Annotated in this window: 17 protein-coding genes and 2 pseudogenes; 6 read left to right on the top strand and 13 right to left on the bottom strand. The window is 66.9% G+C overall.

Annotated elements, in window-relative coordinates:
- Positions 1–64: 64 nt before the first annotated feature.
- The 3 genes from ACQ651_RS09470 to folP form a co-directional block, all read right to left on the bottom strand.
- The gene (locus tag ACQ651_RS09470) at positions 65–757 is read right to left on the bottom strand and encodes an aspartate/glutamate racemase family protein (RefSeq protein WP_430449128.1); all 693 of its coding nucleotides are present in this window, start codon (positions 755–757) and stop codon (positions 65–67) included.
- Positions 758–894: 137 nt separating this feature from the next.
- Positions 895–2238 (bottom strand): phosphoglucosamine mutase, encoded by a 1344-nt coding sequence (glmM, locus tag ACQ651_RS09465; protein WP_430449127.1) that lies wholly within the window; start codon positions 2236–2238, stop codon positions 895–897.
- Positions 2235–3266 carry a dihydropteroate synthase gene (gene folP, locus ACQ651_RS09460; RefSeq protein WP_430449126.1) on the bottom strand — a complete coding sequence of 344 codons (1032 nt, stop codon included), beginning with the start codon at positions 3264–3266 and terminating at the stop codon, positions 2235–2237. The genes glmM and folP overlap by 4 nt, the downstream gene beginning before the upstream one ends.
- Positions 3267–3381: 115 nt before the next feature.
- On the opposite strand from folP, the gene ACQ651_RS09455 reads away from it, so the two are divergent.
- On the top strand, positions 3382–3909 hold the full coding sequence (locus ACQ651_RS09455; RefSeq protein ID WP_430449125.1) for a GNAT family N-acetyltransferase: 528 nt from the start codon (positions 3382–3384) through the stop codon (positions 3907–3909).
- Here the strand turns inward: ACQ651_RS09455 and ACQ651_RS09450 are convergent.
- The 7 genes and pseudogenes from ACQ651_RS09450 to ACQ651_RS09420 form a co-directional block, all read right to left on the bottom strand.
- Positions 3895–4818 (bottom strand): dihydroneopterin aldolase, encoded by a 924-nt coding sequence (locus tag ACQ651_RS09450; protein ID WP_227284654.1) that lies wholly within the window; start codon positions 4816–4818, stop codon positions 3895–3897. The two genes, ACQ651_RS09455 and ACQ651_RS09450, sit on opposite strands and share 15 nt — an antisense overlap.
- Before the next feature lie 105 nt (positions 4819–4923).
- Positions 4924–5589, bottom strand: a complete 666-nt coding sequence (locus ACQ651_RS09445; protein WP_430449124.1) for a cell wall hydrolase — start codon at positions 5587–5589, stop codon at positions 4924–4926.
- A gap of 189 nt (positions 5590–5778) precedes the next feature.
- The gene (locus tag ACQ651_RS09440; RefSeq protein ID WP_227284652.1) at positions 5779–8340 is read right to left on the bottom strand and encodes a putative PEP-binding protein; all 2562 of its coding nucleotides are present in this window, start codon (positions 8338–8340) and stop codon (positions 5779–5781) included.
- Positions 8341–8491: 151 nt separating this feature from the next.
- Positions 8492–10747: a glycine--tRNA ligase subunit beta gene (glyS, locus tag ACQ651_RS09435; protein WP_430449123.1), complete on the bottom strand. Its 2256-nt coding sequence runs from the start codon at positions 10745–10747 to the stop codon at positions 8492–8494.
- 137 nt (positions 10748–10884) lie between these two features.
- Positions 10885–11268: pseudogene (locus tag ACQ651_RS09430) on the bottom strand (FkbM family methyltransferase); the annotation flags it as partial.
- A gap of 22 nt (positions 11269–11290) precedes the next feature.
- Entirely contained in the window at positions 11291–11755 is a 465-nt protein-coding gene (locus ACQ651_RS09425; protein WP_430449122.1) for a DUF6446 family protein, read from the bottom strand.
- A gap of 128 nt (positions 11756–11883) precedes the next feature.
- Positions 11884–12810 carry a glycine--tRNA ligase subunit alpha gene (locus tag ACQ651_RS09420; RefSeq protein ID WP_375551959.1) on the bottom strand — a complete coding sequence of 309 codons (927 nt, stop codon included), beginning with the start codon at positions 12808–12810 and terminating at the stop codon, positions 11884–11886.
- A gap of 171 nt (positions 12811–12981) precedes the next feature.
- On the opposite strand from ACQ651_RS09420, the gene ACQ651_RS09415 reads away from it, so the two are divergent.
- Entirely contained in the window at positions 12982–14769 is a 1788-nt protein-coding gene (locus tag ACQ651_RS09415) for a serine protease (protein WP_430449121.1), read from the top strand.
- A 323-nt stretch (positions 14770–15092) separates the two neighbouring features.
- Positions 15093–16079, top strand: a complete 987-nt coding sequence (cobS, locus tag ACQ651_RS09410; RefSeq protein ID WP_121897284.1) for a cobaltochelatase subunit CobS — start codon at positions 15093–15095, stop codon at positions 16077–16079.
- Between the two features lie 100 nt (positions 16080–16179).
- Here cobS and guaD read toward each other — a convergent pair whose 3' ends face one another.
- Complete coding sequence (gene guaD / locus ACQ651_RS09405; protein WP_430449120.1) at positions 16180–17496, bottom strand: guanine deaminase; 1317 nt, start codon at positions 17494–17496, stop codon at positions 16180–16182.
- A gap of 65 nt (positions 17497–17561) precedes the next feature.
- Between guaD and mgtE the strand changes: the two genes are divergently transcribed.
- Both mgtE and ACQ651_RS09395 read left to right on the top strand, forming a co-directional pair.
- Complete coding sequence (gene mgtE / locus ACQ651_RS09400) at positions 17562–18947, top strand: magnesium transporter (RefSeq protein WP_430449119.1); 1386 nt, start codon at positions 17562–17564, stop codon at positions 18945–18947.
- A 432-nt stretch (positions 18948–19379) separates the two neighbouring features.
- Positions 19380–20730 (top strand): IS3 family transposase gene (locus ACQ651_RS09395; protein WP_430447931.1). Its coding sequence is split into 2 segments (ribosomal slippage): positions 19380–19717 and positions 19716–20730, totalling 1353 coding nucleotides; the frame shifts between segments, so codons are not numbered across the junction.
- A gap of 74 nt (positions 20731–20804) precedes the next feature.
- On the opposite strand, the pseudogene ACQ651_RS09390 reads toward ACQ651_RS09395, so the two are convergent.
- Positions 20805–20996: pseudogene (locus tag ACQ651_RS09390) on the bottom strand (transposase); the annotation flags it as partial.
- A 122-nt stretch (positions 20997–21118) separates the two neighbouring features.
- On the opposite strand from ACQ651_RS09390, the gene ACQ651_RS09385 reads away from it, so the two are divergent.
- On the top strand, positions 21119–22231 hold the full coding sequence (locus tag ACQ651_RS09385) for an epoxide hydrolase family protein (protein ID WP_430449118.1): 1113 nt from the start codon (positions 21119–21121) through the stop codon (positions 22229–22231).
- Between the two features lie 239 nt (positions 22232–22470).
- On the opposite strand, the gene ACQ651_RS09380 is transcribed toward ACQ651_RS09385, so the two are convergent.
- Complete coding sequence (locus ACQ651_RS09380; RefSeq protein WP_430449117.1) at positions 22471–25353, bottom strand: hypothetical protein; 2883 nt, start codon at positions 25351–25353, stop codon at positions 22471–22473.
- Positions 25354–25454 lie beyond the last annotated feature (101 nt).

The raw sequence follows: 25454 nt of genomic DNA, 5'->3' as shown, positions 1-25454 counted from the left end.
CGGCGGCGATCTGGGTCGGGTTCAGCATGGAGAAAGCTGTTCCATGTCCGGCGCTTGCGGTCAATCACGCGATCCGGTCGAGCGCGATCTGATCCGCGGCGAGGCGGGTGAGCAGATCCACATGGATGTCGACCGCGTCGATCACGCGGTAACCGGGATCGTGGCCGTCAAAGGCAAGGCCCAGATCGGTGCCCGCCATCACGATGGCCTCGGCGCCCTGGGTCTCCACCATCCGGCGGCCTTCGTCGAAAAGGCGGCGGCGCTGTGCCGCGCTGCAGGTGCCGGAGACGGCGATATCCTGATACAGCAGCCCGATTTCCCCGAGATCGCCGGTGGGCGCGACCGGTCTGGTGCGGCGCATCTGGCCGTAAAGCCCGGTGCGCATGACGACCTCGGTCCCCAGAAGGCCGACGGTGGCGAGCCCTTCGGCGGCAAAGGCGCTGTCGAGCGGGGCGATCGCGCTGATCAGTGGCAGCGGCGAGATCGCCGCGGTCTCGGCATAGCAGAAATGGCCGCCGAGAGAGGTGATGGCGGCGCAATCTGCGCCCGCGGCATGTAGGCGCGACAGAAGCTCCGCATAGATCCGGGCCTGCGCCGCGCGATTGTCGGCATTGTTATTGCGGATCAGATCGCCCACATCGGCCTGCACGATGGTGAGGTCCAGCCTGCGGTCCAGCGCGCGCATGCGCACGGTGAGGCGCTGGTAGTAGACAAGGGTGGCGGCGGGGCCGATGCCGCCGATCAGGCCGATATGCATGGGCGCGAGCTCCCGGATTTGAACCGGGTTGATTTGACGCGCGAGGGCGGGGCGGTGTCAAATCAGGATTGGTGATCCGCGCCATCGGTATCCCCGTGCGGCGGACCGGGCGGCGTGTGCGCCCTGCGAGCGATGCGTCAGACCGCCGCCTGAACCGCGCCCACGATCTCGTCGACCACGGAGACCATCAGCGCCTCGTCCTCGGCCTCCGCCATGACGCGGATCAGCGGTTCGGTGCCCGATTTGCGGATCAGCAGGCGGCCATGGCCATTCAGCCGCGCCTCCCCCGCCGCGATGGCGGCCATGACGCCCGGCGCCTCCAGCGGCATCTGCCCGTTGGTGTAGCGCACGTTCTTCAGCAGTTGCGGCACGGTCTCGAAATTGCGGGCCAGCGCACTGGCCGGCCGGTCCGTCCGGACCATTTCGGCCAGAAACTGCAGGCCCGCGATCAGCCCGTCGCCGGTGGTCGCATAATCCGTCATCACGATATGGCCCGATTGCTCCCCGCCGAGGTTCAGCCCGTGCTGGCGCATCGCCTCCACCACGTAGCGGTCGCCCACCGGGGTCCGGTGCAACTCGATCGAGCGTTCGGCTAGATAGCGCTCCAGCCCCAGATTGGACATCACCGTGGCCGCAAGGGTCTGCCCGTTCAGGCGCCCCTCTTCGGCCCAGCGATTGGCGAACAGCGCCATGATCTGGTCGCCATCGGCCACGACGCCGTTTTCGTCGATCAGCATCACACGGTCGGCATCGCCATCAAGGCAGATGCCCAGATCCGCGCCGACCTCCCTGATCTTGGCTGCGGCGGCGCCGGGTGCGGTGGAGCCGACCCCGTCATTGATGTTGGTGCCGTCGGGGGAGACGCCGATCGCCACCACCTCGGCCCCCAGTTCCCAGAGCACTTCGGGGGCCGTGCGATAGGCCGCCCCATTGGCGCAATCCACCACCACTTTCAGCCCGTCCAGACGCAATCCGGGCGGGAAGGTGCTTTTCACCCGCTCCATGTAGCGGAACCGGCCATCGTCGATCCGCCGGGCGCGGCCGATATTCTCGGCCTGCGCGGGCTGCACATCGGCGCCCAGCAACGCCTCGATCTCGACCTCCGCCTCGTCGGAGAGCTTGAAGCCGTCGGGCCCGAAGAGCTTGATCCCGTTATCGCTTGCCGGGTTGTGCGAGGCGGAAATCATCACCCCCACATCGGCCCGCATGGAGGTGGTCAGCAGGCCCACCGCCGGTGTCGGCACGGGCCCCAGCAGCAACACGTTCATCCCGGTGGAGGTGAAGCCCGCGGTCAGCGCGTTTTCGATCATGTATCCCGAAAGCCGGGTATCCTTGCCGATCACCACCCGGTGCGCCCGGCTGCCATCGGTGCGGAAATACCGGCCCGCCGCCGCACCGAGTTTCAGCGCCATTTCGGCGGTCATCGGAAACTCGTTCGCCCGGCCTCGCACCCCGTCGGTGCCAAACAGCTTGCGCGTCATGTCTGATCGTCCTTTTCACTGCCCGTCCCGCTTGCGGCCTCCCACAGCGCGATCATTTGTCGGTGCACATCTATATCATGAACCCGCAGCATCTGTATCCCCTGCGATATCGCCCATAGGCCAACCGCCGCCGAAGCCGCACCGCGCGCCTCGGGCACCGCGACCCCGCCGATGCGCCCGATCATGCCCTTGCGCGAGACACCCAGCAACACGCCGCAGCCCAGACCGTGGAACAGGCTGATCCGGGCGAGGAGCGCAAGGTTGTGCGGGTCGCGCTTGCCGAAGCCGATGCCCGGATCGACCATGATCCGCGCGCGCGGGATGCCCGCGGCCCCGGCCGCGGCCACGGCGGCTTCCAGCGCGTCATAGACATCGAGCAGGACGTGATCGTAACGCGGATCGTCCTGCATGGTTTCGGGCAGCCCTTCGGAATGCATCAGGATGATCGGGGCGCCGGCGGCGGCGGCCACCTCGGCCACCTGCGGATCGAAACGCAGGCCCGAGATGTCGTTGACGATGCCCGCGCCCGCGGCCAGGGCGGCGCGGGCCACGGCGGCCTTGCGGGTGTCGATGCTGATCGGCACGGTCACGCCGCCGCGGCGGAGGGCCGCGATCACCGGGCCGGTGCGGGCGATTTCCTCCTCCGCGGGCACCTCCACCGCGCCGGGCCGGGTCGATTCGCCGCCGATATCCAGAAGATCGGCCCCCTGATCCAGCATCTCGTGCACACGCCGCAGCGCCGCATCGGGCGCGTTGAACCGCCCGCCATCGGAAAAACTGTCGGGCGTCAGGTTCAGGATCCCCATGATCCGCGGGGCGTTCAGCGCGATGCCGCCCAGATCGGCGCGCGGGGCCGTCAGCCGGGTCAGGATCGCAGGCGGAACCGCCTCGATTGGAACGATCCGGGGCGCGGCATTGCGGGACAAAACCTCCACCCGGTCGAACCGGCACCAGCCGCCCGCCAGCAGTTTCGTGCCCGGAATCGCGGCCGGATCGCGCAACGGAATCGGTCTGAAATAGCGTGTCATGGCGTTCGGGTAACTTCGGGCCGGGGCCATCGCAAGTGGCAAAACCCCGCCCGCCGCAGTGCGGCGCGGGCGCAAACAGCTTGCCGGAACCGCACGCGCATGGGAAATTCCGCCCATGACAATCGCTGTACGCACCACAGAGCCGGAGCCGATTTTCCGCACCGCGAGGCTGACATGCCGCCCGGTCGAGGCGTCCGATGCCGCGTTCTACGCCGATCTTTTCGCGCGTCAGGAACTGGTGGAACATCGCCCAGATCCGACGCCCTTCGACACCGCGCGCAGCGCCACCAGCCTGGGTCGCGATCTGGCCCATTGGCAGCGCCACGGGTTCGGCCGCTGGGCGCTGGTTCATGCGGGCCGCCCGGTAGGGCTGGGGGGGCTCAGCCTCAAGTTCCAGTATCGCGGCCTCAACCTCAGCTATCACCTGCTGCCGGATCTCTGGGGGCAGGGGCTGGCCAGCGAGTTCGTGCGTGGCGCGGTGGATTATGCCGGGCTGGCGCTGAAGGCCGAGGAGGTCTATGGCCTTGTGCGGCCCTCCAACACCGCGTCCATCCGGGTGCTGGAAAAAGCCGGTTTCGCGCGCGAGGCGGACCATATGGTGGGTGGCGCGCCGATGGCGGAGCTGCGCCTAAAACTCCGGTAGCGCCGCCGCCGGCCAGACATCCACCGGCAGGCGCGCGCCGTCCGGGGCGGACCCGCCCAGCAGCACCAACCGTTCCGCCTCGAAGCTTTCGGCCAGCCAGAGCGCCAGATCGACCCCGCCGGTCACCCTGTGGCCGGGGCCCGCCACCGTATCCAGCACCAGCTTCGACGGGGCCCAGACGCTGATCTGGCCGTGCTTCATCGCCCAGTCGAGTTCGGTCCGGCTTTCGACCACCACGCAGCGGTCGTCGCGCGCGGCCAGAACCCAGGCATTCTGTTCGATGGCCAGAAGCTCGATGCGCCGTTGCGGCATCGCATGGGCGGCCTCAGGGCGGGGCAGGTCGGCCGGCCCCACGCAGAGGATCACCGGCGCGCCGCCGTGGGCCAGACGGTCCAGCAGGGTGCCCAGATCGGGCCGCAGAATGGCGGCGTTCGACAGATACACGACCAGCGGATGCGGCATTTCCGCGGCCAGACGGAGCCTGGGCGTCTCCGGCGCGCTGCGCACGATCTCCACGCCCAGCGCGAAAGGCCCGCGGTCCAGCTTTTCGATCCGGACGAAACAGCGCGCGGCCAGCGGATGGGTCAGGATCCGTTCGGCGATGCGCGCGGCCAGCGTTTCCAGCAGGTTCAGCCGTTCGGCGGCCAGTTCCCCGTCGATCGCCTCCACGATGGTGTCGTAGGACAGGATCCGGTCCACGTCGTCGGCATCGGGGTCGGCGACGGCGCGCACCTCCACCACCACGTTGAAGCGCACGCGCTGCGTCGTGCCCCGCTCGGACTGGAAAGCGCCGATTTCCACCTCGCGCTCGTGATCGGACAGCGAGATCCGGTCCAGCGGCCCGGTTGGGGCCGTGGCCTTGGCCCGTTCCGACGGATGGGCAAAGGCAAGGCGGGTTTCGTCACTCATCGCGGGGGCCTTTCCCGTGGCTGTCTCGGGTATCAGCTTATCAGCACGGAGCGCGGCAGGCGCGCGCGAAAGGCGGCAGCGCCCGGCGACAAAACGACCTGCGGGTCAATAGGCCTGACGATAGAAGATATGGGTGCCGATCCGCGCCGTCCGGGGATAGACCCGCGCCCAGCGGGGGTTGACGGCGGTGGTGTGGTAATGGGTGGCGCCCTGGGTCAGGTCGCGCGGGCCGCCATCGATCATGATGCGCGCGATCTTGCCCAGACGGCGATGCATCGCGGTTTCGGTCACCCGCTCGGGCCGGCCGTCGCAGGTATAGGTGAACTGGCAGGCATATCGCTGGCCCGTGCCCTGATTGACCACGCCGCAGATGGAATTGGGGTAATTCGGGCTGTCGACCCGGTTCAGGATGACTTCGGCCACCGCATACTGGCCACGCACGCTTTCGCCGCGGGCCTCGAAATACAGCGCCTCGGTCAGGCATTGCCATTGCGCGTTCCCGCGTGCGCGGGGCATCGCATCCAGCGCGGCGACGTCGTAGATGGCCTGGCCCGTCGCGCCGCGACCAACGAAGGGCGCGCCGATCCGGCGCAGCCGGTCGGGGCTGACGGCGCCGAGCGAGGTGCGTTCCTCGCCCATCAGGGAAGACAGCCGGATATTGATCCCCGCGGTCGGGTCGGTGGAGGTGCTGGCGGTCACCTGCGCCTGCGCCGTCCCGGCCCACATCACCATGGCTGCCGCCAAAGCGGTTGCTGCCAGTCGTCCCACCATCCGATCCACCCCGGGGCCGCTGCCCCTTCTCTGCACAGACATCATCAAAATTGCGATCTGCCTCTTAGCGGCAGGGCACAATATCGTAAAGCCGACCCTCAATATTGTGATCAGCCGGGCCGCCGCCCCTAGGGATAGCGGTGTTCCGGTTCGGGAATCATGAAGTTCGCCCCGTAACCCACAGGTTCGTCAGAGCAATTCGTCATCCTCTGCTCCGCAGTCCGCGGCGGAGGCCGGGGCCCTGTCCTGCACTGCCAGCTGGGCCGCGGCCAGCTTGGCCACCGGCACCCGGTAGGGGGAGCAGGACACATAGTCGAACCCCGCCGTCCGCGAGAAGGCGATCGAGTCCGGGTGCCCGCCATGTTCACCGCAGATCGACAGGATCAGCCCGGGTCTGGCCGCGCGACCACGTTCCGCCCCGAGATGCAGCAATTCGCCCACGCCTTCGGTGTCGAGCCGCTGGAACGGGTCTTCGGGAAACACGCCCTGCTGCACATAGGTGGACATGAAGCGCCCGGCATCGTCGCGGCTGAGCCCGTAGGTCATCTGCGTCAGGTCATTGGTTCCGAAGGACAGGAAGGCGCAGCTTTCGGCGATCTCTCCGGCGCGGAGTGCCGCGCGCGGCGTTTCGACCATCACGCCGAGCCGGTAATCGAAGGCCTTGCCGCTTTCGGCCCGGACCGCGGAGGCCACGGCATCGACCCGGGCCTTGACCAGCTCCACCTCGCGCTTCGCGCTGACCAGCGGGATCATGATCTCGGGCACGACGGGCGCGCCGCCCTCGCTGGCCGCGATCGTCGCCTCGAAAATCGCGCGGGCTTGCATATCGTAAATCTCGGGCACCGTAATCCCCAGCCTGACGCCGCGCATGCCCAGCATCGGGTTGAATTCCTGCAAGCTTTCGATGCGGGAGGCGACGCGGCTGACCGGCATGTCCATCGCCTCGGCCATGGCGCGGATGCCGTCACGCTCGTTGGGCAGAAACTCGTGCAGGGGCGGGTCGAACAGGCGAATACAGACCGGCTGCCCCTGCATCAGTTCGAAAAGCTCCGTGAAGTCATCGCGCTGCATGGGCAAAAGCCGGTCAAGCGCGGCGGTCCGGTCGCCCGGCTCCTCGGCAAAGATCATCTCCCGCATCACGGTCAGGCGGATCGGATCGAAGAACATGTGCTCGGTCCGGCAGAGCCCGATCCCGTCCACACCGAAGCGTTGCGCCATGGTGGCGTCTTCCACGGTGTCGGCATTGGCCCGGATGCCGATGTCGCGGGCCGCGTCGGCCCAGTCCATCAGCTTGGCGAAGGCGCCGCCAAGGGCCGGTTCGATCATCGCGGCGACCCCGGCCAGAACCTCGCCCGACGAGCCATCGACGGTGATCACGTCGCCTTCGTGAAACACCTTGCGGCCCGGAACGGTCAGCGTTTTCTTGCGCGCGTTCAGCTGCAGCTGCGTGGCGCCCGACACGCAGGGCAGGCCCAGACCGCGGGCGATCACCGCCGCGTGGCTGGTCATCCCGCCGCGTTCGGTCAGGATCGCGTGGGCCGCATGCATCCCGCGGATATCCTCGGGGCTGGTTTCGCGGCGCACGAGGATACAGGCCTCCCCCTGCGACGCGGCGCTTTGCGCGGCCTCCGCGGTGAAGACGATCTTGCCCGAGGCCGCGCCGGGGGCGGCCGCGATGCCCTTGGTCAGCACGTCGCGGGCTGCCTTGGCATCCACCTGCCGGTGCAGCAACTGGTTCAGCGTGAAGGGGGGGATCCGGGTCATCGCCTCTTCGCGGGAGATCACGCCATCCTCGGCCAGTGCGACGGCAATCGCCACCTCGGCCCGGGCCGACCGGGTGGAGCGCACGGCGTCGAGAATGAACAGCTCGCCATTCATCAGCGTGAACTCGATCTGCATTTCCTCGCGCAGGCGCGTCCGCATCAGGGCCGCGGCCTTGCGCAGCGCCTCCACCTGTTCGGGACAGATATCCTCCAGCGCCGGGCCGCGCGCATCGCGTTCGATGAACTGCGCATCCTGTTCGTTCAGCGCCGCGCGCCCCTGGCCCTGCGGCAGGAAGCGCCCGGTGATCTGTGGCGCGCCCCGGTCGACCGAGACGAATTGCACCACGCCCGACCCGCTGGCGCCCTGACCGATGCCAAGCGCCATCTGCTGCACCACGAGGCCGAGGCCCGCATCCGCCGGCGCGCCCTGCGCCTGCCGCAACAGCCGCGCGGTGGTGCCTTCCCAGGCCCGCGCCATGGAGCGCAGAACCTCGGTCAGCTGCACGGCGGGGTCTTGCGGAAACGGCTCCTCCATCTCGTCTTCGAAATAGGTCTTGGCCAGCCGCGGGGTGATCGGCCCTTCGAAGACATCCGCGTCAAGACGCAGAACATCGACCGCGTAGGCCTTGATAAAGCTCAGATAAAGCGCATCCGCCGCGTCCGGGCCGTGCAGCTTGGCCAGCCGGCTGGCCACCGCGTCATTCATGCCCACATTCAGGATCGTGCCGGGCCCGCCCCAATCCGCGGCCTGGCTGGAGGAGCGGACCGAGACCAGCGCGCCCTCGCCGAACACGCCCAGAAGTGCGGCCATGTTCGGTATCTTGCCCTTGGCGATCTGGCGCACCGTGTCGAAGGACAGGGCCACCGAAAGCGGCACCGGCAGATCGAGCCGCACCAGCCGTTGCAGGCATTTGGCCCGGCTGCCATGGCGCGTGGCCAGAACATCCGCCGTCGGCGTGATTTCCGTGAAATCGGGGGTCGTCAACATGTCTCGGCACGTCCTTTGCAGGTGCAGCATAAGATACCGTCGATGCCCGAACTGTCCAGCATTTCATCGGAAACGATGCGTTATTAGGCAAAGCCGCGTCCTGCGGCCAACACATCGCCGGCCCGGATCGCCCCGCTCGGGGGGCGGTGGTTCAGCCCTCGATCCGGCCCAGATCGGCGATCCGGGTGCAGGTCTCCACGATCCGGTGCAGCAGGTTCAGCCGGTTGCGCCGGACGATCTGGCTGTCGGCATTCACCTTCACTGCTTCGAAAAACGCGTCGATGGGCCCGCGCAGATGGGCCATCTCGGTCATGGCGGCGGCAAAATCCTCGGCCTCCAGCGCCGGTCCGATCGCACCCTCGGCGCGTTCCAGCGCCGCGAAAAGCGCCCGCTCTTCGTCGGTCTCGGCGAATTTCACGTCGGCGCCGTAGCGATACTCCACCCCGTCGGCAGCTTCGGCCTGAGCCAGAATGTTCGCCGCGCGCTTGTAGCCTTGCAGCAGGTTTTCACCGTCTTCGGTGCCCAGAAAGCCGCCCAAGGCGCGCGCGCGCATCACGATGAGCGACAGATCGTCATGGCCCGGCATCGCGAGGCAGGCGTCGATCACGTCATGGCGGACACCTTCGCCCTTCAGGTACACCTTCAGCCGGTCGTGGAAAAACGCCAGCAGGTCGGTGGACAGATCCGGCACCAGATCGCCCACGCTGCGCAGGAGAGAGCCTTCGCCGGTCTGCGGCTGGTCCTTGCCGTTTTTGCGGATCGCCTCCATCACGGTTTCGAAGGCCGCGCCGAAGACGCCATGATCGGCGATTTCCTCCAGCACGTCCTCCAGTGCCGCAATCTCCCCCTCCTTGGCCTCGGCCCGGTTCAGGGCGATCTTGTGTTTGACAAGCTGGCTGTCGATGAAGCGGTCCAGATTGACCCGGAGCCCGTTGCTCAGCAGGATCCGGATGACGCCGAGCGCGGCCCGCCTGAGTGCATAGGGATCCTTGGAGCCGGTGGGCTTTTCGTCGATCGCCCAGAAGCCGGTCAGCGTGTCGATCTTGTCGGCCAGCGCGACGGTCACCGACAGGGGCGCATCGGGCACCGCGTCGGAGGGGCCGAGGGGCGCGTAATGGTCCTGGGCCACGGCGGCGATTTCGGCCGGAAAGCCCGCGGCCTCGGCGTAATATCGCCCCATAAGCCCTTGAAGTTCGGGGAATTCAAAGACCATTTCCGACGACAGGTCGAGCTTTGCGATCCGCGCGGCCCGGTCCGCGTCATCGGGCTTGGCGCCCAGAACCGGCGCGATTTCGCGGGCCAGCCGGGCGATCCGGTCGATCCGCTCGGCCTGCGTTCCAAGGCGGGCGTGGAAGGTGACGTTGCCGAGCTGATCGGCCCATGGCCCCATCCCGTCCCGCGCGATGCGCAGGTCGTTTTCCCAGAAGAACCGGGCATCCGACAGCCGCGCGGACAGCACCTTTTCGTTGCCCGCCAGAATGGTCGCGCCGTGATCCGCCGTTTCCCGGTTCGCGACCGTGATGAACCGCTCGATCCGGCCGGTTTTCGGGTTGCGGACCGAGAAGAATTTCTGATGTTCGCGCATCGAGGTCTGCAGGACCTCCGGGGGGAGGTCCAGAAACGCCGTGCCGATCCTGCCCATCAGCACGACCGGCCATTCCACGAGGCCCGAGACCTCCGCCAGAAGCCCCTTGTCCTCGACCGGCTCCAGGCCTGCCGCAAAGGCCAGATTGCCCGCATCCTCCCAGATATGCGCGGCCCGTTCTTCGGCCGAGAGCACGACGAATGCGCGCTTCAGCTTCGTCTCGTAATCCGCGAAGGAGGAAACGGAAAACGGCTCTGGCGCCATGAACCGGTGGCCTTCGGTCCGGTTGCCTGCGACGATCCCGTCCACCTCGAACGGCACGATTTCGGCGCCGTCTTCGGCGCTGAGCACGCAGACGATCCGGTGCAGCGGCCGCACCCAGCGCAGCGCGCCCGCGCCCCAGCGCATGGATTTGGGCCAGGGGAAATTGCGGATCACCTGCGGGATCGCCTCGGCGATCATCGTGGCGGCGGGCCGCCCCTCGGTCACGACCTGCGCGACATAGAACCGGCCCTTCTTCTCCTCGCGCAGCTCCAGCGCGTCTCTGGTGGTGCCGGTGGCGCGCAGGAACCCCTCCAGCGCCTTTTCGGGCGCGTCGTCCCGCGGCCCGCGGCGCTCTTCGCGGAGCGTGGGCGAGGCCTCGGTCAGCCCCTCGACCGTCAGCACCAGACGCCGCGGCGTCGAAAAGGCGCCCGCACTGGCATAGGTCAGCCCGGCCTCCACCAGCGCATCGGTTGCGAGACGCTTCAGGTCATCCGCCGCGCGGGCCTGCATGCGCGCGGGAATTTCCTCGGAAAATAGCTCTAGCAGAAGATCGGGCATCGTCTCACCGGGGACGGGCCGCCGGATGTGGCGGGCGTTTCATCGCTGGCGTGGATAGAACGGAGTTGGGGCAGGGTAAAGGGCTGCATGACCGCCGGAGACGGTCGGGCTTGGGGCAGGGGCCTGTGGCGGGCCGGTCAGATCCAGTCCAGATTGACCCGGGTGACCGGATGGGCCGCCCCCACCGCCGCGCGCAGTGCGGCGAAGCGCGGGCGCAGATCGCGGAACTTCTTTTCATGGGTCTCCGCCACGGTCAGCCGGATCAGATCGAACAGCCCCTCGGCCTGCATATGTTCCAGAAGATCAAGCTCCGCCTCTTCGATATCCATCTTGAGAAAGGCCAGTTCACCATAGACCGCAGCGACCTCGCGGATCATCCCGGGCAGCGCGATCATCCTGACGTCGATAGCGGCGGCGTCGCTTTCGTCGATCATGCGGCCGCCGCGGATCACCGTGCTCTTGACCGACCCGCCCCTTGGGTTGTCATCGAAATTCGCGGCCCGCATCAGCCGGACCGAACCTTCGGTGGCCCCGACGGCCTCTCTATTCCAGAGTTCCGTTCAACTGATGCCATGCGAAGCCGCGCCCGTCGGGGTAGAGCGCGATGATCCGGTCCACCCCGCGGGCGATCTCGGGCGTGGCGCGGATGGCCTGTGCCGCACCCGTCTCGATATCCGCGCCCAGTGCGAAGGCGTCATAGCAGTCGAACCAGCCCGGCGCGATCAGCGGCGCGGCGTCTTCGGCTGGTCTGCCGCCCGCCAGAACCCGCGCGGCGCTTTCGGGAGCCACCGAAAAGCAGGCCCGGAACCGCAGCGGCGAGGTCTCGGCGTCGATACCCTCGAAATCGGTGACATCCAGCGGGATCACCGTGCCATCCGCCAGCGTCACGGGCAGCGCGGACAGCGCCACCACAGGCTCGTAATAGGCGCGGGTCTGGAAGTACCACAGGAAGGCGCCGAAAATCACGGTCGCAAGGACGATGACGGTAGCCATGATCTTTCCGCTCATCGATCAGGTCCAATACGAGGTCTGAAGAGGGGCTGCTGTGGCTGAAACCGGGGCGCGACAGGCCCGCGCGCGTTTCCCGGGATCGCAGGGAGACCGGTCGGCCGGGCCGGCATCGGTTGTCATGCCCGTCACGACGTCCACCCGCCGGCGGCGGTGGTCACGAATGCATCGGCGCAGCGTTTGGACAAGGCCCGGACCCGCCCGATATAGGCCTGTCTTTCGGTCACGCTGATCACGCCGCGGGCGTCGAGGAGATTGAAGATGTGGGAGGCCTTGATGCACTGGTCATAGGCCGGGTGGGCCATCACGATCCGCCGGCCGGTCTTGGGGTCCACCTCCGGCGCATCGAGGATGCGGGCGCATTCGATCTCCGCGCGTTCGAAATCGCCCAGCAGCTTTTCGGTATCGGCCAGATCGAAATTCCACCGCGAATACTCCGCCTCCGTCTGGCGGAAGACGTCGCCATAGCTCAGCGCGATCGCCGATTGCGGATCGTTGAACGGCATGTCCATCACATGGTCCACGCCCAGAACATACATCGCCAGACGTTCCAGCCCGTAGGTCAGCTCCCCCGAGACCGGGTGGCAGTCATGCCCGCCGACCTGCTGGAAATAGGTGAACTGGCTGACTTCCATGCCGTCGCACCAGACCTCCCAGCCGAGACCCCAGGCGCCCAGTGTCGGGCTTTCCCAGTCGTCTTCCACGAAGCGGATATCGTGCAGGTCCATCTCGATGCCGATCGCCTCCAGCGAGCCCAGATAGAGCGCCTGCAGATCGGGGGGGCTGGGTTTGATCAGCACCTGATACTGGTAGTAATGCTGCAACCGGTTCGGGTTTTCGCCATAGCGCCCGTCGGTCGGGCGCCGCGAGGGCTGCACATAGGCCGCGGTCCAGGGTCGCGTTCCCAGGGATCGCAGCGTCGTGGCGGGGTGGAACGTGCCCGCGCCCACCTCCATGTCGTAGGGTTGCAGGATCGCGCAGCCCTGCGCCGCCCAGTAGGTTTGCAGCCGCAGGATGATTTCCTGAAAACTCTTCGGTCGGACGGGTTCGGACATGGATCATTTCCGGTGGTTCATGGGCACGGGCCTGCATACTGGCGCCCCCAGCAGGGGTCAATTGGCGCAGCGGTCATATTTCAACGTGCAAATCCCCCCCGCTTTGCTAAAAAGCGCCGATAAGAGGCGGGCATTCCGGCCCTGAAACCAGACGATACGGGGTTTGTCTTTATGAAACGCGGCTTTGCGCAACTGTGTCTTGCGATTGGTATTGTTTTCTGCGCGGCGGCATTTTCCGCCAATGGCGCGCTGGCGCAGGAGCGGGTCTGGGTCCAGATCGAGGCGCATCCCGATCTCGCCACGGCGGAATCCCGGGTCCGCGCCTATTCGCGGCTGATCGACAATGTGAACGGCTACCGGCTGGCCTCGGGCTGGTACGCGCTGGCGCTGGGCCCGTTCACGCGGGCGACGGCGGACCAGCAGCTTGCCAACCTGCGCGCGCAGGGCCTGATCCCGCGCGACAGCTATATCGAGCTGGGCACGATCTATCGGCAGCAATTCTGGCCCGTCGGGGCCAACACGCTGACCGCCGAGCCCGTGGCGCCGGTTGCCCCGGCCCCCGCCGCGCCCGGCGTCGCCGCCGAGCCCGTTCTCATCACCGAGCCCGCCACCCCGGCAGCGCCCGTCATGGTGCCGGAGGAGACGGCGGCGGAGGCCCGCCAGTCGGAGCGTGCGCTGGACCGGCCCGCGCGCGAGGCGTTGCAGATCGCCCTGCAGTGGTTCGGGTTCTACCGCGCGGGCATCGACGGCGCTTTCGGCCCCGGCACGCGGCGCGCGATGTCGGACTGGCAGGCGGCGGAGGGTCTTGAGCCCACCGGCGTCCTGACCACCCGCCAGCGGGCGCAGCTGCTGGATGCCTATGCCGGCGAACTGGCCGCGCTGGGCATGGCGCCGGTCCGCGACACCCGCGCGGGTATCGAGATCAACCTGCCGATGGCGATGGTCCGCTTCGACCGCTATGAATATCCATTCGCGCATTACAGCAGCCTCAACGGGTCCGGCGTGCAGGTTCTGCTGATTTCCCAGCGCGGCGACCGGGCCACGCTGCACGGTCTTTACGAGATCATGCAGACGCTGGAAATCGTGCCGCTTGACGGCGAGCGGACGCGGGGCAATGACAGTTTCCTGCTGACCGGACAGAGCGCCAGCCTGCGGTCGCATACGGTCGCGCGGCTGCAGGACGGGCAGGTCAAGGGCTTCACCCTGATCTGGCCGCCCGAACGGGACGAGCAGATGGCCCGTGTCCTGCCGATGATGGAGCAGAGCCTGACCTTTCTTGACGGCGCGCTGGACCCCGGCGCGACCGATCCCGGTTCGGAGCAGGGCATCGACCTGATCGCCGGGCTGGAGGTGCGCCGCCCGGATATCAGCCGTTCGGGCTTCTATGTCGACGCGCAGGGCACGGTTCTGACCACAAGCGAGGTGGTGGGGCAGTGCACCCGGCTTCTGATCGACGATGTGCATGAGGCGGAACTGGCCTATCGCGACGACGATCTGGGCCTTGCCATTCTCAGCCCTCAATCCCGGCTGGCGCCGATTTCCTATGCGGCCTTTGCCGCCGCGCCCGCGCGGCTGCGCTCGGATATCGCGGTGGCCGGTTTCCCCTTCGACGGGGCGCTGTCCACCGCGTCGCTGACCTTCGGCACATTGGCCGATCTAACCGGGCTGAACGGCGAGCAGACGATCCAGCGGCTGGATATCGCGGCGCAGGACAGTGAGGCGGGGGGGCCGGTTCTGGACAGCACGGGCGCGGTGCTTGGCATGATGTTGTCGGGCGACGGCACGGGGCGGGCGCTGCCCGATGATGTGAGCTTCGCGCTGCACGCCGACCAGCTCAACATCGTGCTGGCCGAAGCCGGGATCACGCCCGCGATCGCGCCCGGCGGTCAGGCCCTCGGCCGGGAGGCGCTGGCCCGTCTGGGCGCGAACATGACCGTTCTTGTGAGCTGTTGGAACTAGCGCGTCCGGCGGACGGATGCGGGGGGCTGCGACACGCCCGCGCGGCCCGGGGTGACAGGGCACCACGGGGCCTTGGGCGACGGCGCGGCCCGTTCAGGCGGATCGGGAGCATCCCGAAACCCGCGTGACGGGCCCGCTGCGCAAGGCGCAGACGGGCGCTTTACGGGGCAGGGGCGGTGCCCGTTTTCAGCCGGACGGGCGCGGGGGGCCAGATGGCGCGGGCCGCCAAATCCTGTGCTTTGCCGGCCCTTCCCCTTGCAGCGCATCGCAATATGTTGCATCCCGCGACCACAGTTTTCAACGACAAACCTCCCGAGGACGATATGGCGGACGGCAACATGAGCAGCGATATCAAACCAACCGAAGAGATTTCCGTCCGGGAGACCTTCGGCATCGACAGCGACATGAAGGTCAAGGCCTTTGCCGAGGCGACCGACCGCGTGCCCGCCGTTGACAGCACCTACAAGTTCGACCCGGACACCACGCTCGCCATTCTCGCAGGTTTCAGCCACAATCGCCGGGTGATGATCCAAGGCTATCACGGCACCGGCAAATCGACCCATATCGAGCAGATCGCCGCGCGCCTGAACTGGCCCGCCGTGCGCGTGAACCTCGACAGCCATATCAGCCGGATCGACCTGATCGGCAAGGACGCGATCAAGCTGCGCGACGGCAAGCAGGTGACCGAATTTCACGAGGGCATCCTGCCCTGGGCGCTGCGCAACCCGGTGGCCATCGTCTTCGACGAATACGATGCGGGCCGGGCGGATGTGATGTTCGTGATCCAGCGGGTTCTGGAGCATGACGGCAAGCTGACACTGTTGGACCAGAACGAGATTATCACGCCGCATCCGTGTTTCCGGCTTTTCGCCACGGCCAATACCGTGGGTCTGGGCGATACGACCGGCCTTTATCACGGCGTGCAGCAGATCAACCAGGCGCAGATGGACCGCTGGTCGCTTGTCGCGACCCTGAACTATCTGTCCCACGACGCGGAAACCGCCATCGTTCTGGCCAAGAACCCGCATTACAACACGGAGAAGGGCCGCAAGCAGATCGCCCAGATGGTCACGGTTGCCGATCTTACGCGGACCGCGTTCATGAATGGCGAACTGTCCACGGTCATGTCGCCGCGGACGGTCATCAACTGGGCCGAAAACGCCTCCATCTTCCGCAATGTGGGCTATGCGTTCCGGCTGACCTTCCTGAACAAATGCGACGAGCTGGAACGCCAGACCGTGGCCGAGTTCTACCAGCGTTGCTTCGACGAGGAACTGCCGGAAAGTGCCGTGTCGATGAGCATGGGCTGATCCGCAGACGGGCCGGGTTCCGGGCGACCGGAACGGCGGCGCCGCGGCAGTTTCGGAACGGGTGCCTGAGGCCGGTTTCCGGCAGGCATCTGCGCGTGGCTCAGCCGACCGGCCTTCCCGCGATATAGGTTGCGGCAATGGCGCGGTCGTCGCCCATCATGATGGTCGGGAAAACCGCCTCCCATATGTCGTTTGCGCGCGCGTGGCGTTGCGCGATGGCAGGGGTGGAGGCGAGATCGAGGGCGATCAGGTCGGCCTCCATGCCCGGTGCAAGCGTTCCGATCTTATCGTGCAGGTTCAGGGCCTTCGCGCTGCCCTGTGTGGCAAGCCAGAGAAGCCGGGAGGCGTGCAGTGCCTGACCGCGAAGCTGCGCGATTTCATACGCCGCCGCCATGGTGCGGAGCATGGAGAAGGACGAACCCCCGCCGGTATCGGTGGCCAGACCCACGCGCAGCCTCGTGGCCAGCGTCATGTCGAAAAGCCCCGATCCGATGAAGGTGTTCGAGGTCGGGCAATGGACCAGCGCAGCCCCGACCTCGGTCAGGCGATCCACCTCGCGGGGGGTCAGATGGATAGCGTGGCCGAACACCGCATTGGGGCCCAGCAGCCCACGCGCCTCGTAGGTGTCGAGATAATCCCGCGCGTCGGGATAGAGCGATCTGACCCAGGCGATCTCGTCGGTCTGTTCGCTCAGATGGGTTTGCATCAGACACTCCGGGTGCTCGGCCCAGAGCGCCCCGAGGGCGGCAAGCTGCCCGGGCGTGGAGGTAGGGGAGAACCGCGGCGTGATGACATAGCCGAGCCGCCCGCGCCCGTGCCATTTTTCCAGCAGGCGCTTGCTGTCGTCATAGGCGGATTGCGCCGTGTCGCGCAGCCCCTCGGGCGCGGTGTCGCGATCCATGCAGGTCTTGCCCGCCAGCGCGCGGAGGCCCCTTGTCTCCGCCTCGGCGAAGAACGCATCGACGCTTGCGGGATGGATGGTGCAGTAGCTCGCCACCGTCGTGGTCCCGTGGGCAAGCGTGAGGTCGAGGTAACGCCGCGCGGTGCGGGCGGCATGGTCCGGATCGGCGAAGCGCATTTCCTCGGGGAAGGTGTAGGTGGTCAGCCAGTCGATCAGGCGCTTGCCCCAGGAGGCGATGATGGCCGTCTGCGGGTAGTGGGCATGGGCGTCGATGAAGCCGGGCAGGATCAGGTCGGCCCCGTGATCGACGACCGCGGCCTGCGGATGGGCCGCGCGCAGCCTGTCGGCGGGGCCCAGATCGGCGATCTTGCCGTCGCGGATCAAAACCGCGCCATGCGGGTCGTGCCGCGCCGCGCCGGGGCCTTCGACAAAGGGATCTCCGGTGAAGGCGAGGGTCTGGCCCAGCAGCAATCTGTCTTCCATCGAACGCGCCTTCAGCAATTTCAGTTTCGCCATCCGCTGTCATAGCGGTGGGAGGCGGGCTATGTTAGGCGAAAAGCGTCAATGGGGCGAGGTGGATCATGGCAGACGACACCGACGACATCCTGCTGGAAGAGAAAGACGGCTACGCGCTGGATGACAGTCTGCGCGGGCAGGTGCGGCGCGCCGTTCTGGACGATGACGTGGCCGCGATCGACCGGCTGATGGAACCGCTGCACCCGGCGGACGTGGCGGACCTTCTGGAACAGATCTCGGCCGCGGAGCGCGAGTCGCTGCTGCAGCTGTGGTCCACCGGGATCGATGGCGAGGTTCTGTCGGAACTGGAAGAGGGTCTGCGCGAAGAGGTGATCGCGTTTCTGCCCTCCCACGTGCTGGCCGAAGCGGTGCGCGAACTGGACAGCGACGATGTGGTCGATCTTGTCGAGTACATGGAGGATGCGCAGCAGGCGGCCATTCTGGACGCGCTGGACGAGGCGGATCGGGCCGCCGTCGAGGAGGCGCTGAGCTACCCCGAGGACAGTGCCGGCCGCCTGATGCAGCGCGAGGTGGTGCGCGCGCCCGAGCACTGGACCGTTGGCGAGATGATCGACCATCTGCGCCATCACAAGGCCGATCTGCCGGAGCAGTTCTACCATATCATCCTGGTGGATCCGCGGATGAAGCCCACGGGCTATATCACGCTTGGGCGAATGCTCTCGACCGCGCGCGAGGTGGAGCTGAACCAGATCACCGAGGACAGCTTTCGCCCGATCCCCGCGACCCAGCCGGAGGAGGAGGTCGCCTATGCGTTCAACCAGTATCATCTGATTTCCGCGCCCGTTGTCGACGATGACGGGCGGCTGGTGGGCGTGATCACCATCGACGACGCGATGATCGTGCAGGATGCCGAGGCGGAGGAGGATATCCTGCGTCTGGCCGGTGTGGGCGAGGGCGGGCTGAACGACCGGGTGCTTGAGACGACCAAGCAGCGCTTCCCCTGGCTTGCGGTCAATCTGGTGACCGCGATCCTGGCGTCGCTGGTGATCGCCCAGTTCGAGGCGGCGATCGCGCAGATCGTGGCGCTGGCCGTGTTGATGCCGATCGTGGCGTCCATGGGCGGCAATGCGGGCACCCAGAGCCTGACCGTGGCGGTGCGCGCCATCGCGACAAAGGATTTGACCCGTTCCAACCTGATGCGGGTGGTGCTGCGGGAGGCGGGCGTCGGCCTGATCAACGGGCTGATCTTTGCCGTGGTGATGGGGCTGGTGGGGCTGGTCTGGTTCGGGTCGCCCATGCTGGGCGGCGTGATCGCGGCGGCGATGGTGATCAACCTGCTGGTGGCGGGGCTTGCGGGGATACTGGTGCCGGTGGTTCTGGACCGGCTTGGCGTGGACCCGGCGCTGGCCTCCGGCGCGTTCGTGACCACGGTGACCGATGTGGTGGGATTTTTCGCGTTCCTGGGCTTTGCGGTGCTGCTGCTGATCTGAGGCGGCCGGACGGCTGAGGCTCACCGGCCGCGCGCCGGGGCAGACCGACGCGGGAGCGCCCCGCCGCCCTCTCTGAGCCAACGGCGGGCGAGGCTCCGGCCTGACCTGCGGGCCGCCGTTCAGGGATCTTGCGGCGAAGGGGCGGCCCGCGCCGCGTGCGGCGGGCGGATTTTTTCGGCAGTGGCGATGCTGCGCTGCCTCTGAGGTCGATACCTGCCGGGATGTGCCAATACGCGCACCCCTTAGCCGCGATTTATCTTCGATGCTAACCATCAGAGGCCATGATCCTAGTTCGAGCGTTTCCAGCGGAAAGAGTATCGAACGCAACCCAATCCATTTGCTAGCCGTGTCTGACGTCAGCACCAATGGGACAGTTTAGGTCGATTTGATAAGAGAGGGTTTCTGGCACATCGTAACCACCAAGGAGTGGAGATGAGACAGAAACCCGGAACACGAAAGAGCCACGGCGAGAAGGTTGTCAAAGACATCCGCCGTGCGACGCGCAAGCAGTATTCAGCGGAAGAGAAGATCCGGATCGTGTTGGACGGTCTGAAAGGTGAAGACAGCATAGCTGAGCTGTGCCGCCGGGAGGGCATTGCCCAGAGCCTGTACTACAGCTGGTCCAAGGAGTTCCTTGAGGCTGGGAAGAAGCGGCTGGCGGGCGATACGGCCCGTGCAGCGACGTCGACCGAAGTCAAAGGCCTGCGACGGGAATCCCGTGATTTGAAAGAGGTCGTCGCTGAACAAGCCCTGGAGCTGCGGCTGCTCAAAAAAGCATGATCGCGGATGGGGACGACGACGAATGAGATACCCCGCATCTGAGAAACTGGAGATCATTCGCCTGGTCGAAGGCTCGCATCTCCCGACCAAACGAACGCTGGATAAGCTCGGCATCCCCAGAACCACTTTCTACCGTTGGTACGACCGGTATCTGTCGGGTGGCCCCGAGGCCCTTGAGGATCGCAGTCCCAAGCCGTCGCGGGTCTGGAACCGCATTCCCCAGCCAGTTCGGGAGAAGATCAAAGGCCTGGCTTTGAAGGAAAGTGATCTATCGCCGCGCGAGCTTGCGGTTCAGTTCACTGACACGGAAAAGTATTTTGTGTCAGAGGCTTCGGTCTATCGTATCCTCAAATCCTACGACCTGATCACCAGTCCGGCCTATGTGGTTCTGTCAGCTGCGGACGAGTTCCAAGACAAGACCACTCGGCCGAACCAGCTCTGGCAGACCGACTTCACCTATCTGAAAGTGATCGGTTGGGGCTGGTTCTATCTCTCGACGATCCTGGACGATTACAGCCGATACATTATCGCCTGGAAGCTGTGCACAACGATGATGGCCGAAGATGTGACCGACACGCTCGACCTCGCGCTGCTGGCTTCGGGTTGCGATAAGGCGACGGTCCTGCATAAGCCACGTCTGCTCAGCGACAATGGATCGAGTTACATCTCGGGCGAACTGGCAGATTGGCTGGAAGATCAGCAGATGGACCATGTTCGAGGCGCGCCGTATCACCCCCAGACTCAAGGCAAGATTGAGCGCTGGCATCAGACCCTCAAGAACCGCATCCTGCTGGAAAACTACTACCTGCCGGGCGATCTCCAGCAGCAGATTGACGCCTTCGTCGAGCACTACAACCACCGACGCTACCACGAGAGCCTACAGAACCTCACGCCAGCTGACGTCTACTTCGGACGCGGTGAAACCATCCTGAAACAACGAGAAAGGATCAAACAGAAGACCATCGAAACGCGACGCTTGCTTCACAGCAAATCCGCCGCATAATCAAACCAAACAGATGCGCCAGACCCTCTCTTAGTTTAGGCAGCCATCTGTCCCAAAATCCCTGACGACGGACAAGAAGAGCTATAATACAGGCTCTGAGCGATGCCTTCGCGGCGGCATAGCTCCGCGATGCTGTCCTCGCCCTTCAGCCCGTCCAGTACGACCCGGATCTTCTCTTCGGCTGAATACTGCTTGCGCGTCGCACGGCGGATGTCTTTGACAACCTTCTCGCCGTGGCTCTTTCGTGTTCCGGGTTTCTGTCTCATCTCCACTCCTCGGTGGTTACGATGTGCCAGAAACCCTCTCTTATCAAATCGCCCTAAACTGTCCCATTGGTGCTGACGTCAGACAGCTCTCGGCACCGGCACCCGCACAGGAGGCTTTCGACGTGACGCCCTTCACCATCGACATCCCGCAGGAAACGCTCGACGATCTTCATGCCCGCCTCGACCGGACCCGCCTGCCGGACGCGATCGAGGGCGCCGGATGGGAGTACGGCACCGATGCCGACGCGCTGGCCGAGCTCATATCCTACTGGCGCGGGGAGTTCGATTGGCGGGCCGTCGAGGCAGAGCTGAACACATTCGACCATTTCACGTCGGAGATCGACGGCATGGTGCTGCATTTCGTCCACGCCCGGTCGTCCCGCGACGATGCCATTCCGCTGCTCATGCTGCACGGCTGGCCGTCCTCCTTCGTGCAGATGCTTGACATCATACCGCTGCTGACCGAGCCCGAAAGCGGGCCGGCCTTCCATGTCGTCGTGCCGTCCCTGCCGGGCTTCGGGTTTTCCGAACGGTCGTCCGAACGCGGCATGAGCCCGGCCGCCATGGCGCCGCTGATGCATGGGTTGATGACGGAAGCGCTGGGCTATGACCGATACGGGATCCGCTCCAGCGACCTGGGCGCGGGCGTCGCATCGGCCATGGCGCTGGCCTATCCGGGGGCGATCATCGGTTCGCATAGCGGGGGCACCAACCCCTATCTGCAACAGCCGCTGCCCGAAGATCTGACGGAAGAGGAGCAGACCTTCGTACAGAATGCGCAGATGTGGACCTTCACCGAAATGGCCTATGCCTTCCTGCATTCCTCCAAGCCGCAGACGGTTGCATATGCGCTGAACGATTCTCCCGCCGGGCTGGCCTCGTGGTTTCTGGAGAAGTTCCAGCGGTGGGTCGACCATGACGGCGACCTTTACGGCGTGATCTCACGGGACGATCTGCTGGCGAACCTGACGATCTACTGGGCGACGGAAACGATCAACTCGTCGATGCGGCTTTACTACGAGGCCGCGCGCGCCGAAGGTGGCTGGGGCGTGCCGGAGATCCCCGTCGGCTATCTGATGCCGTCCAACGACTTCTTTCCAACACCGCGAAGCTGGATCGAGCGGCAGGGACCGGTGGCGCATTGGACCGAAACCGATCAAGGCGGGCATTTCATGGAATGGGAGCAGCCTCAGATCGTTGCGGAGGATCTGCGAACCTTCTTCTCCGGTCTTTGACGTCCCGTCGCCGCAAATCCTGCGCCCCCATGGAGCGCGATGGGCCATCGGCAACGCCCGATTGGAGGGTCGGGCGGAGTGTTCGAGTTGCATGCCGGCTCCAAGTGAAAGCTGCGATACAGCGGCTTTAAGGCCAGGGGCGGCAAGGCCCCGGATCGTCATCATCCGGCCGGTCTCGACCCGCCGGATCTGCGGGCGCCTTGCCAGGGGGACCGCCCGGGCGGAACCGGGGGCGGGGGCTAGCCGGGGATTTCCAGCGTGATGTTCCGCCCGTTCTTCACATATTGCAGCGTGTCCTCGCCGATTGCGGCGACGCGGCCCCCATCGACGCGGTCGCCGACGCTGACGCGCACGAAGCGGCCCGAGGGCAGGCGCACAAGCGCGCGGCGGTTCGACGGTGTGCCGCTGACACCGATCAGATTGACGTTGCGCAGATTGATCGCGTTGCTGGTGGTGGCGGCCCGCGTGACCGTTGCGCTGGACGGGATCGCGGGCTGAACGGGCGCGGGCGCGCTGGCGGTCTGGACCACCGTTGCGGCCCCGCTGCTGCCCTGACCGGTGGAGCCCTGGGTGGCGCGGGCTACGATCTCGTTGAAATCGCTGGGGCGCAGGCGCGGCATGCGGGAGGAGGCGACGGCCAGCGCGCTGGCTTCGATCACCCGGATCTCGGGCGTGCGCTCGGCGGTCAGGGCCTCGGCATCGAAGGTCGAACCCGGTGTGCCGGTTTGCGGATCGGGGGTGGTGGCGGCGGTTGCGGCGCGGACGGCCATGGCCACCTGCTGAACCGAAGGGGGGCGCGCGGTCGGGCGGCGGTTGGCCAGTTCGTTGGCGGTGAAGCCTCCGAGGCGCAGACGCTCCCGGCGCTCGGCCAGATCGTCGGGCCGAGGCGTGGGCTGGAAACTGGCCAGAATGGCGGTTTCGACGGCATCGCCATCCGGGCCGCCATCGGTTGCTTCGGCATCCGGTTCGGGGGCGCCGCCGCCGTCACGGGGAACCGGCAGGATCGGCGGCGTTCCGGCGAAGATCCGGATGCCATCGGCCGTCAGCGCGCCGTCGGGCGCGGGGACGACCAGACCGTCCGGGCCCAGAGTGAAGGTGGTTCCGAAGGGCGGCGGCGAGGCATAGCGCCGGGTCACGCCGATCCAGTCTTCCAGATCGGGCGCGGGAATGGCGAAGGCATCATGGGTCACCACCACCGGGTCGATGGAGGCCATGTAGATCTCGTCCTGCAGGCTTGGATCGACGAGGCTGGGCTGTTCGGGCGGGCGTTGCCAGATACCGCTGGCGGCATAGAGCGCCTCGGTCTCCTCGGGGGAGGGCAGGAGCGTTTCGGGGTCCGTCGGGGCGGGGCCCAGATCCAGATCGGCGTCGATATCCGGCAGGGTCATGTCGAGCCCGGCGGTGTCCGGCGGCGCGGCTGCGGGCGACGGTTCGGAGGCCGTCTCGGGCTCGGGCGCGGCGGTGGCGGGGGGCTCAAGCCGGGCCAGTTCTTCGGCGCGGTCGGGTGCGGCCGGTGCGCTGACCGTGGCCGAGGGTGCCGGGCGCGCGGGTGCGGGCGCGGTTGCGATTTCCACATCCGGCGCCTCCCGGCCCAGCCATCGGGCGACGCTGCTGTCCGGCAGGAACAGGGCCGACCAGACCGCGACCAGCGCCAGGATCAGAAGCAGGATAAGCGTGAGCAGCAGGCCGGTCTTGAGCGACGGCCCGGCCCCGCTGGCGGCGCGGCGCGCCAGCAGACCGCCGGTGATCGGGGCATCGGGTTCGGCGATGTCCGCGCCGGCGGGCGGGGCCGCGTCGCCGGAGGTGGCGGTCAGATCCTTGCGGCGCAGGATGCGCGCGGTGACGCGGCCGATAGCGGCCCCGCTCTCGGCAGATGGCGCATTTGTCGGGCGGGCCATGGATCTGCCCGTGGACCGGCCCGGCGGTACCGGCACACCGCCCGCGGGACGATCGCCCAGGCGCAGATCGCTGTCCGGGGTCAGGCGGCGGCCCGGCACACTGCTGGCATGGGCGGCGGGCGACCGGGTCGGGGCGGAGACGCCGGTGCTGCTGTCGGCGGGGGGATCGGTGGGCGCGGCCAGCCCGCTGTCTCTCGGGGGCGCGGTCTTGGGGGACGGTGCGCGCGCGCCGGCGTCGGATATGGCTGGCGCCGTCTCCGCCCCGGTCTCTGCCGGGTCAGGTTCGGCCGGCTGCGGCGCAAGACCGAAGCGGCTGCTGCGGGTGCTGATCAGGCTGCCGGGCTGATCGCCGGGGGCCGAAACCTTGCCGCGCCGCGCGCCGAAGCCGGTGGGCATCTGGAGCACGGGTTTTTCATCGTCGGATGCTCGCCCGGACCTGTCATCGTCGGCGCCGTCATCCGGCGTCTCGTCCCGGGTGTCCTGTGGGGAGGGTTTGCCGGCCGGCCGGCCGTTTCTGGGCTGCCGGGATTTGACGACCGGGGCCAGATCGCCGCCGGTCTCCTCCGGACCCTCGGGGGCGGCGGTCTGCGCTGTCTGGTCCGGGGGCTCGGCCTGAATTGCGGGCCCGGGTTCGGGTTCCGGGGCCGGGGTGACCGGGATCTCGGCCGCGGGCTCCGGGGGTTCCTCGGGGTCCGGTCTGGTCCATGTGTCGGGGCCGAAGGCCAGCCCGCTATCGGGCAGGTTCAGCCCGCGGGCCTCGTCGGCAAGCTGGAAAAGCGGCACGCCGGGATACTTCTCCACCGGCGGCGAGGCGGCGAAGCCGACGCCGTTGAACCCGTTGTCGCGGGCGAAGCCTTCGGCCTCGTCCAGCGTGTCGCGGGCGACCACCGCCAGAGCCGCGCGCCCACCGCCCAGATCGCGCCAATCATAGGCCAGATCCTCGACCGCGTAGGGGGTCAGACCTTCCAGACGGCCGGGGATTGCCGCCGATCCGCCCAATCCTTCCAACTCGGTATAGAGGATCTGGTCGTCGGGCAGGATCAAGAGGGTGGGGAAATTCCGCCCCCCGCGTTCCTCGCCCATCGTGCGCAGACCTGCCAGCGCCCCGCCCAGATCGGGCACGTCCAGCGCGGTATCGCCGATCAGCGCCCAATGGTCGGACGCCTGGCGATGGGCCAGCGCGATGCCTTCCGGCGACAGGAATAACGCAAACTCGACAGTCACGGATGACCTCTATCCACGGAGCCCCCGGGCAGGCCCCTCCCACGGCTTGATCCTTATAGCAGGAAATCGCTGGTGAAAACCACGCGACACTCCTGCCCGGT

It is taken from the genome of Rhodophyticola sp. (assembly GCF_965284195.1).
In the GTDB taxonomy this organism is placed as follows: domain Bacteria; phylum Pseudomonadota; class Alphaproteobacteria; order Rhodobacterales; family Rhodobacteraceae; genus Rhodophyticola.
Note: the sequence above shows the minus strand (reverse complement) of the source record. Positions and strands in the feature narration are given on the sequence as shown.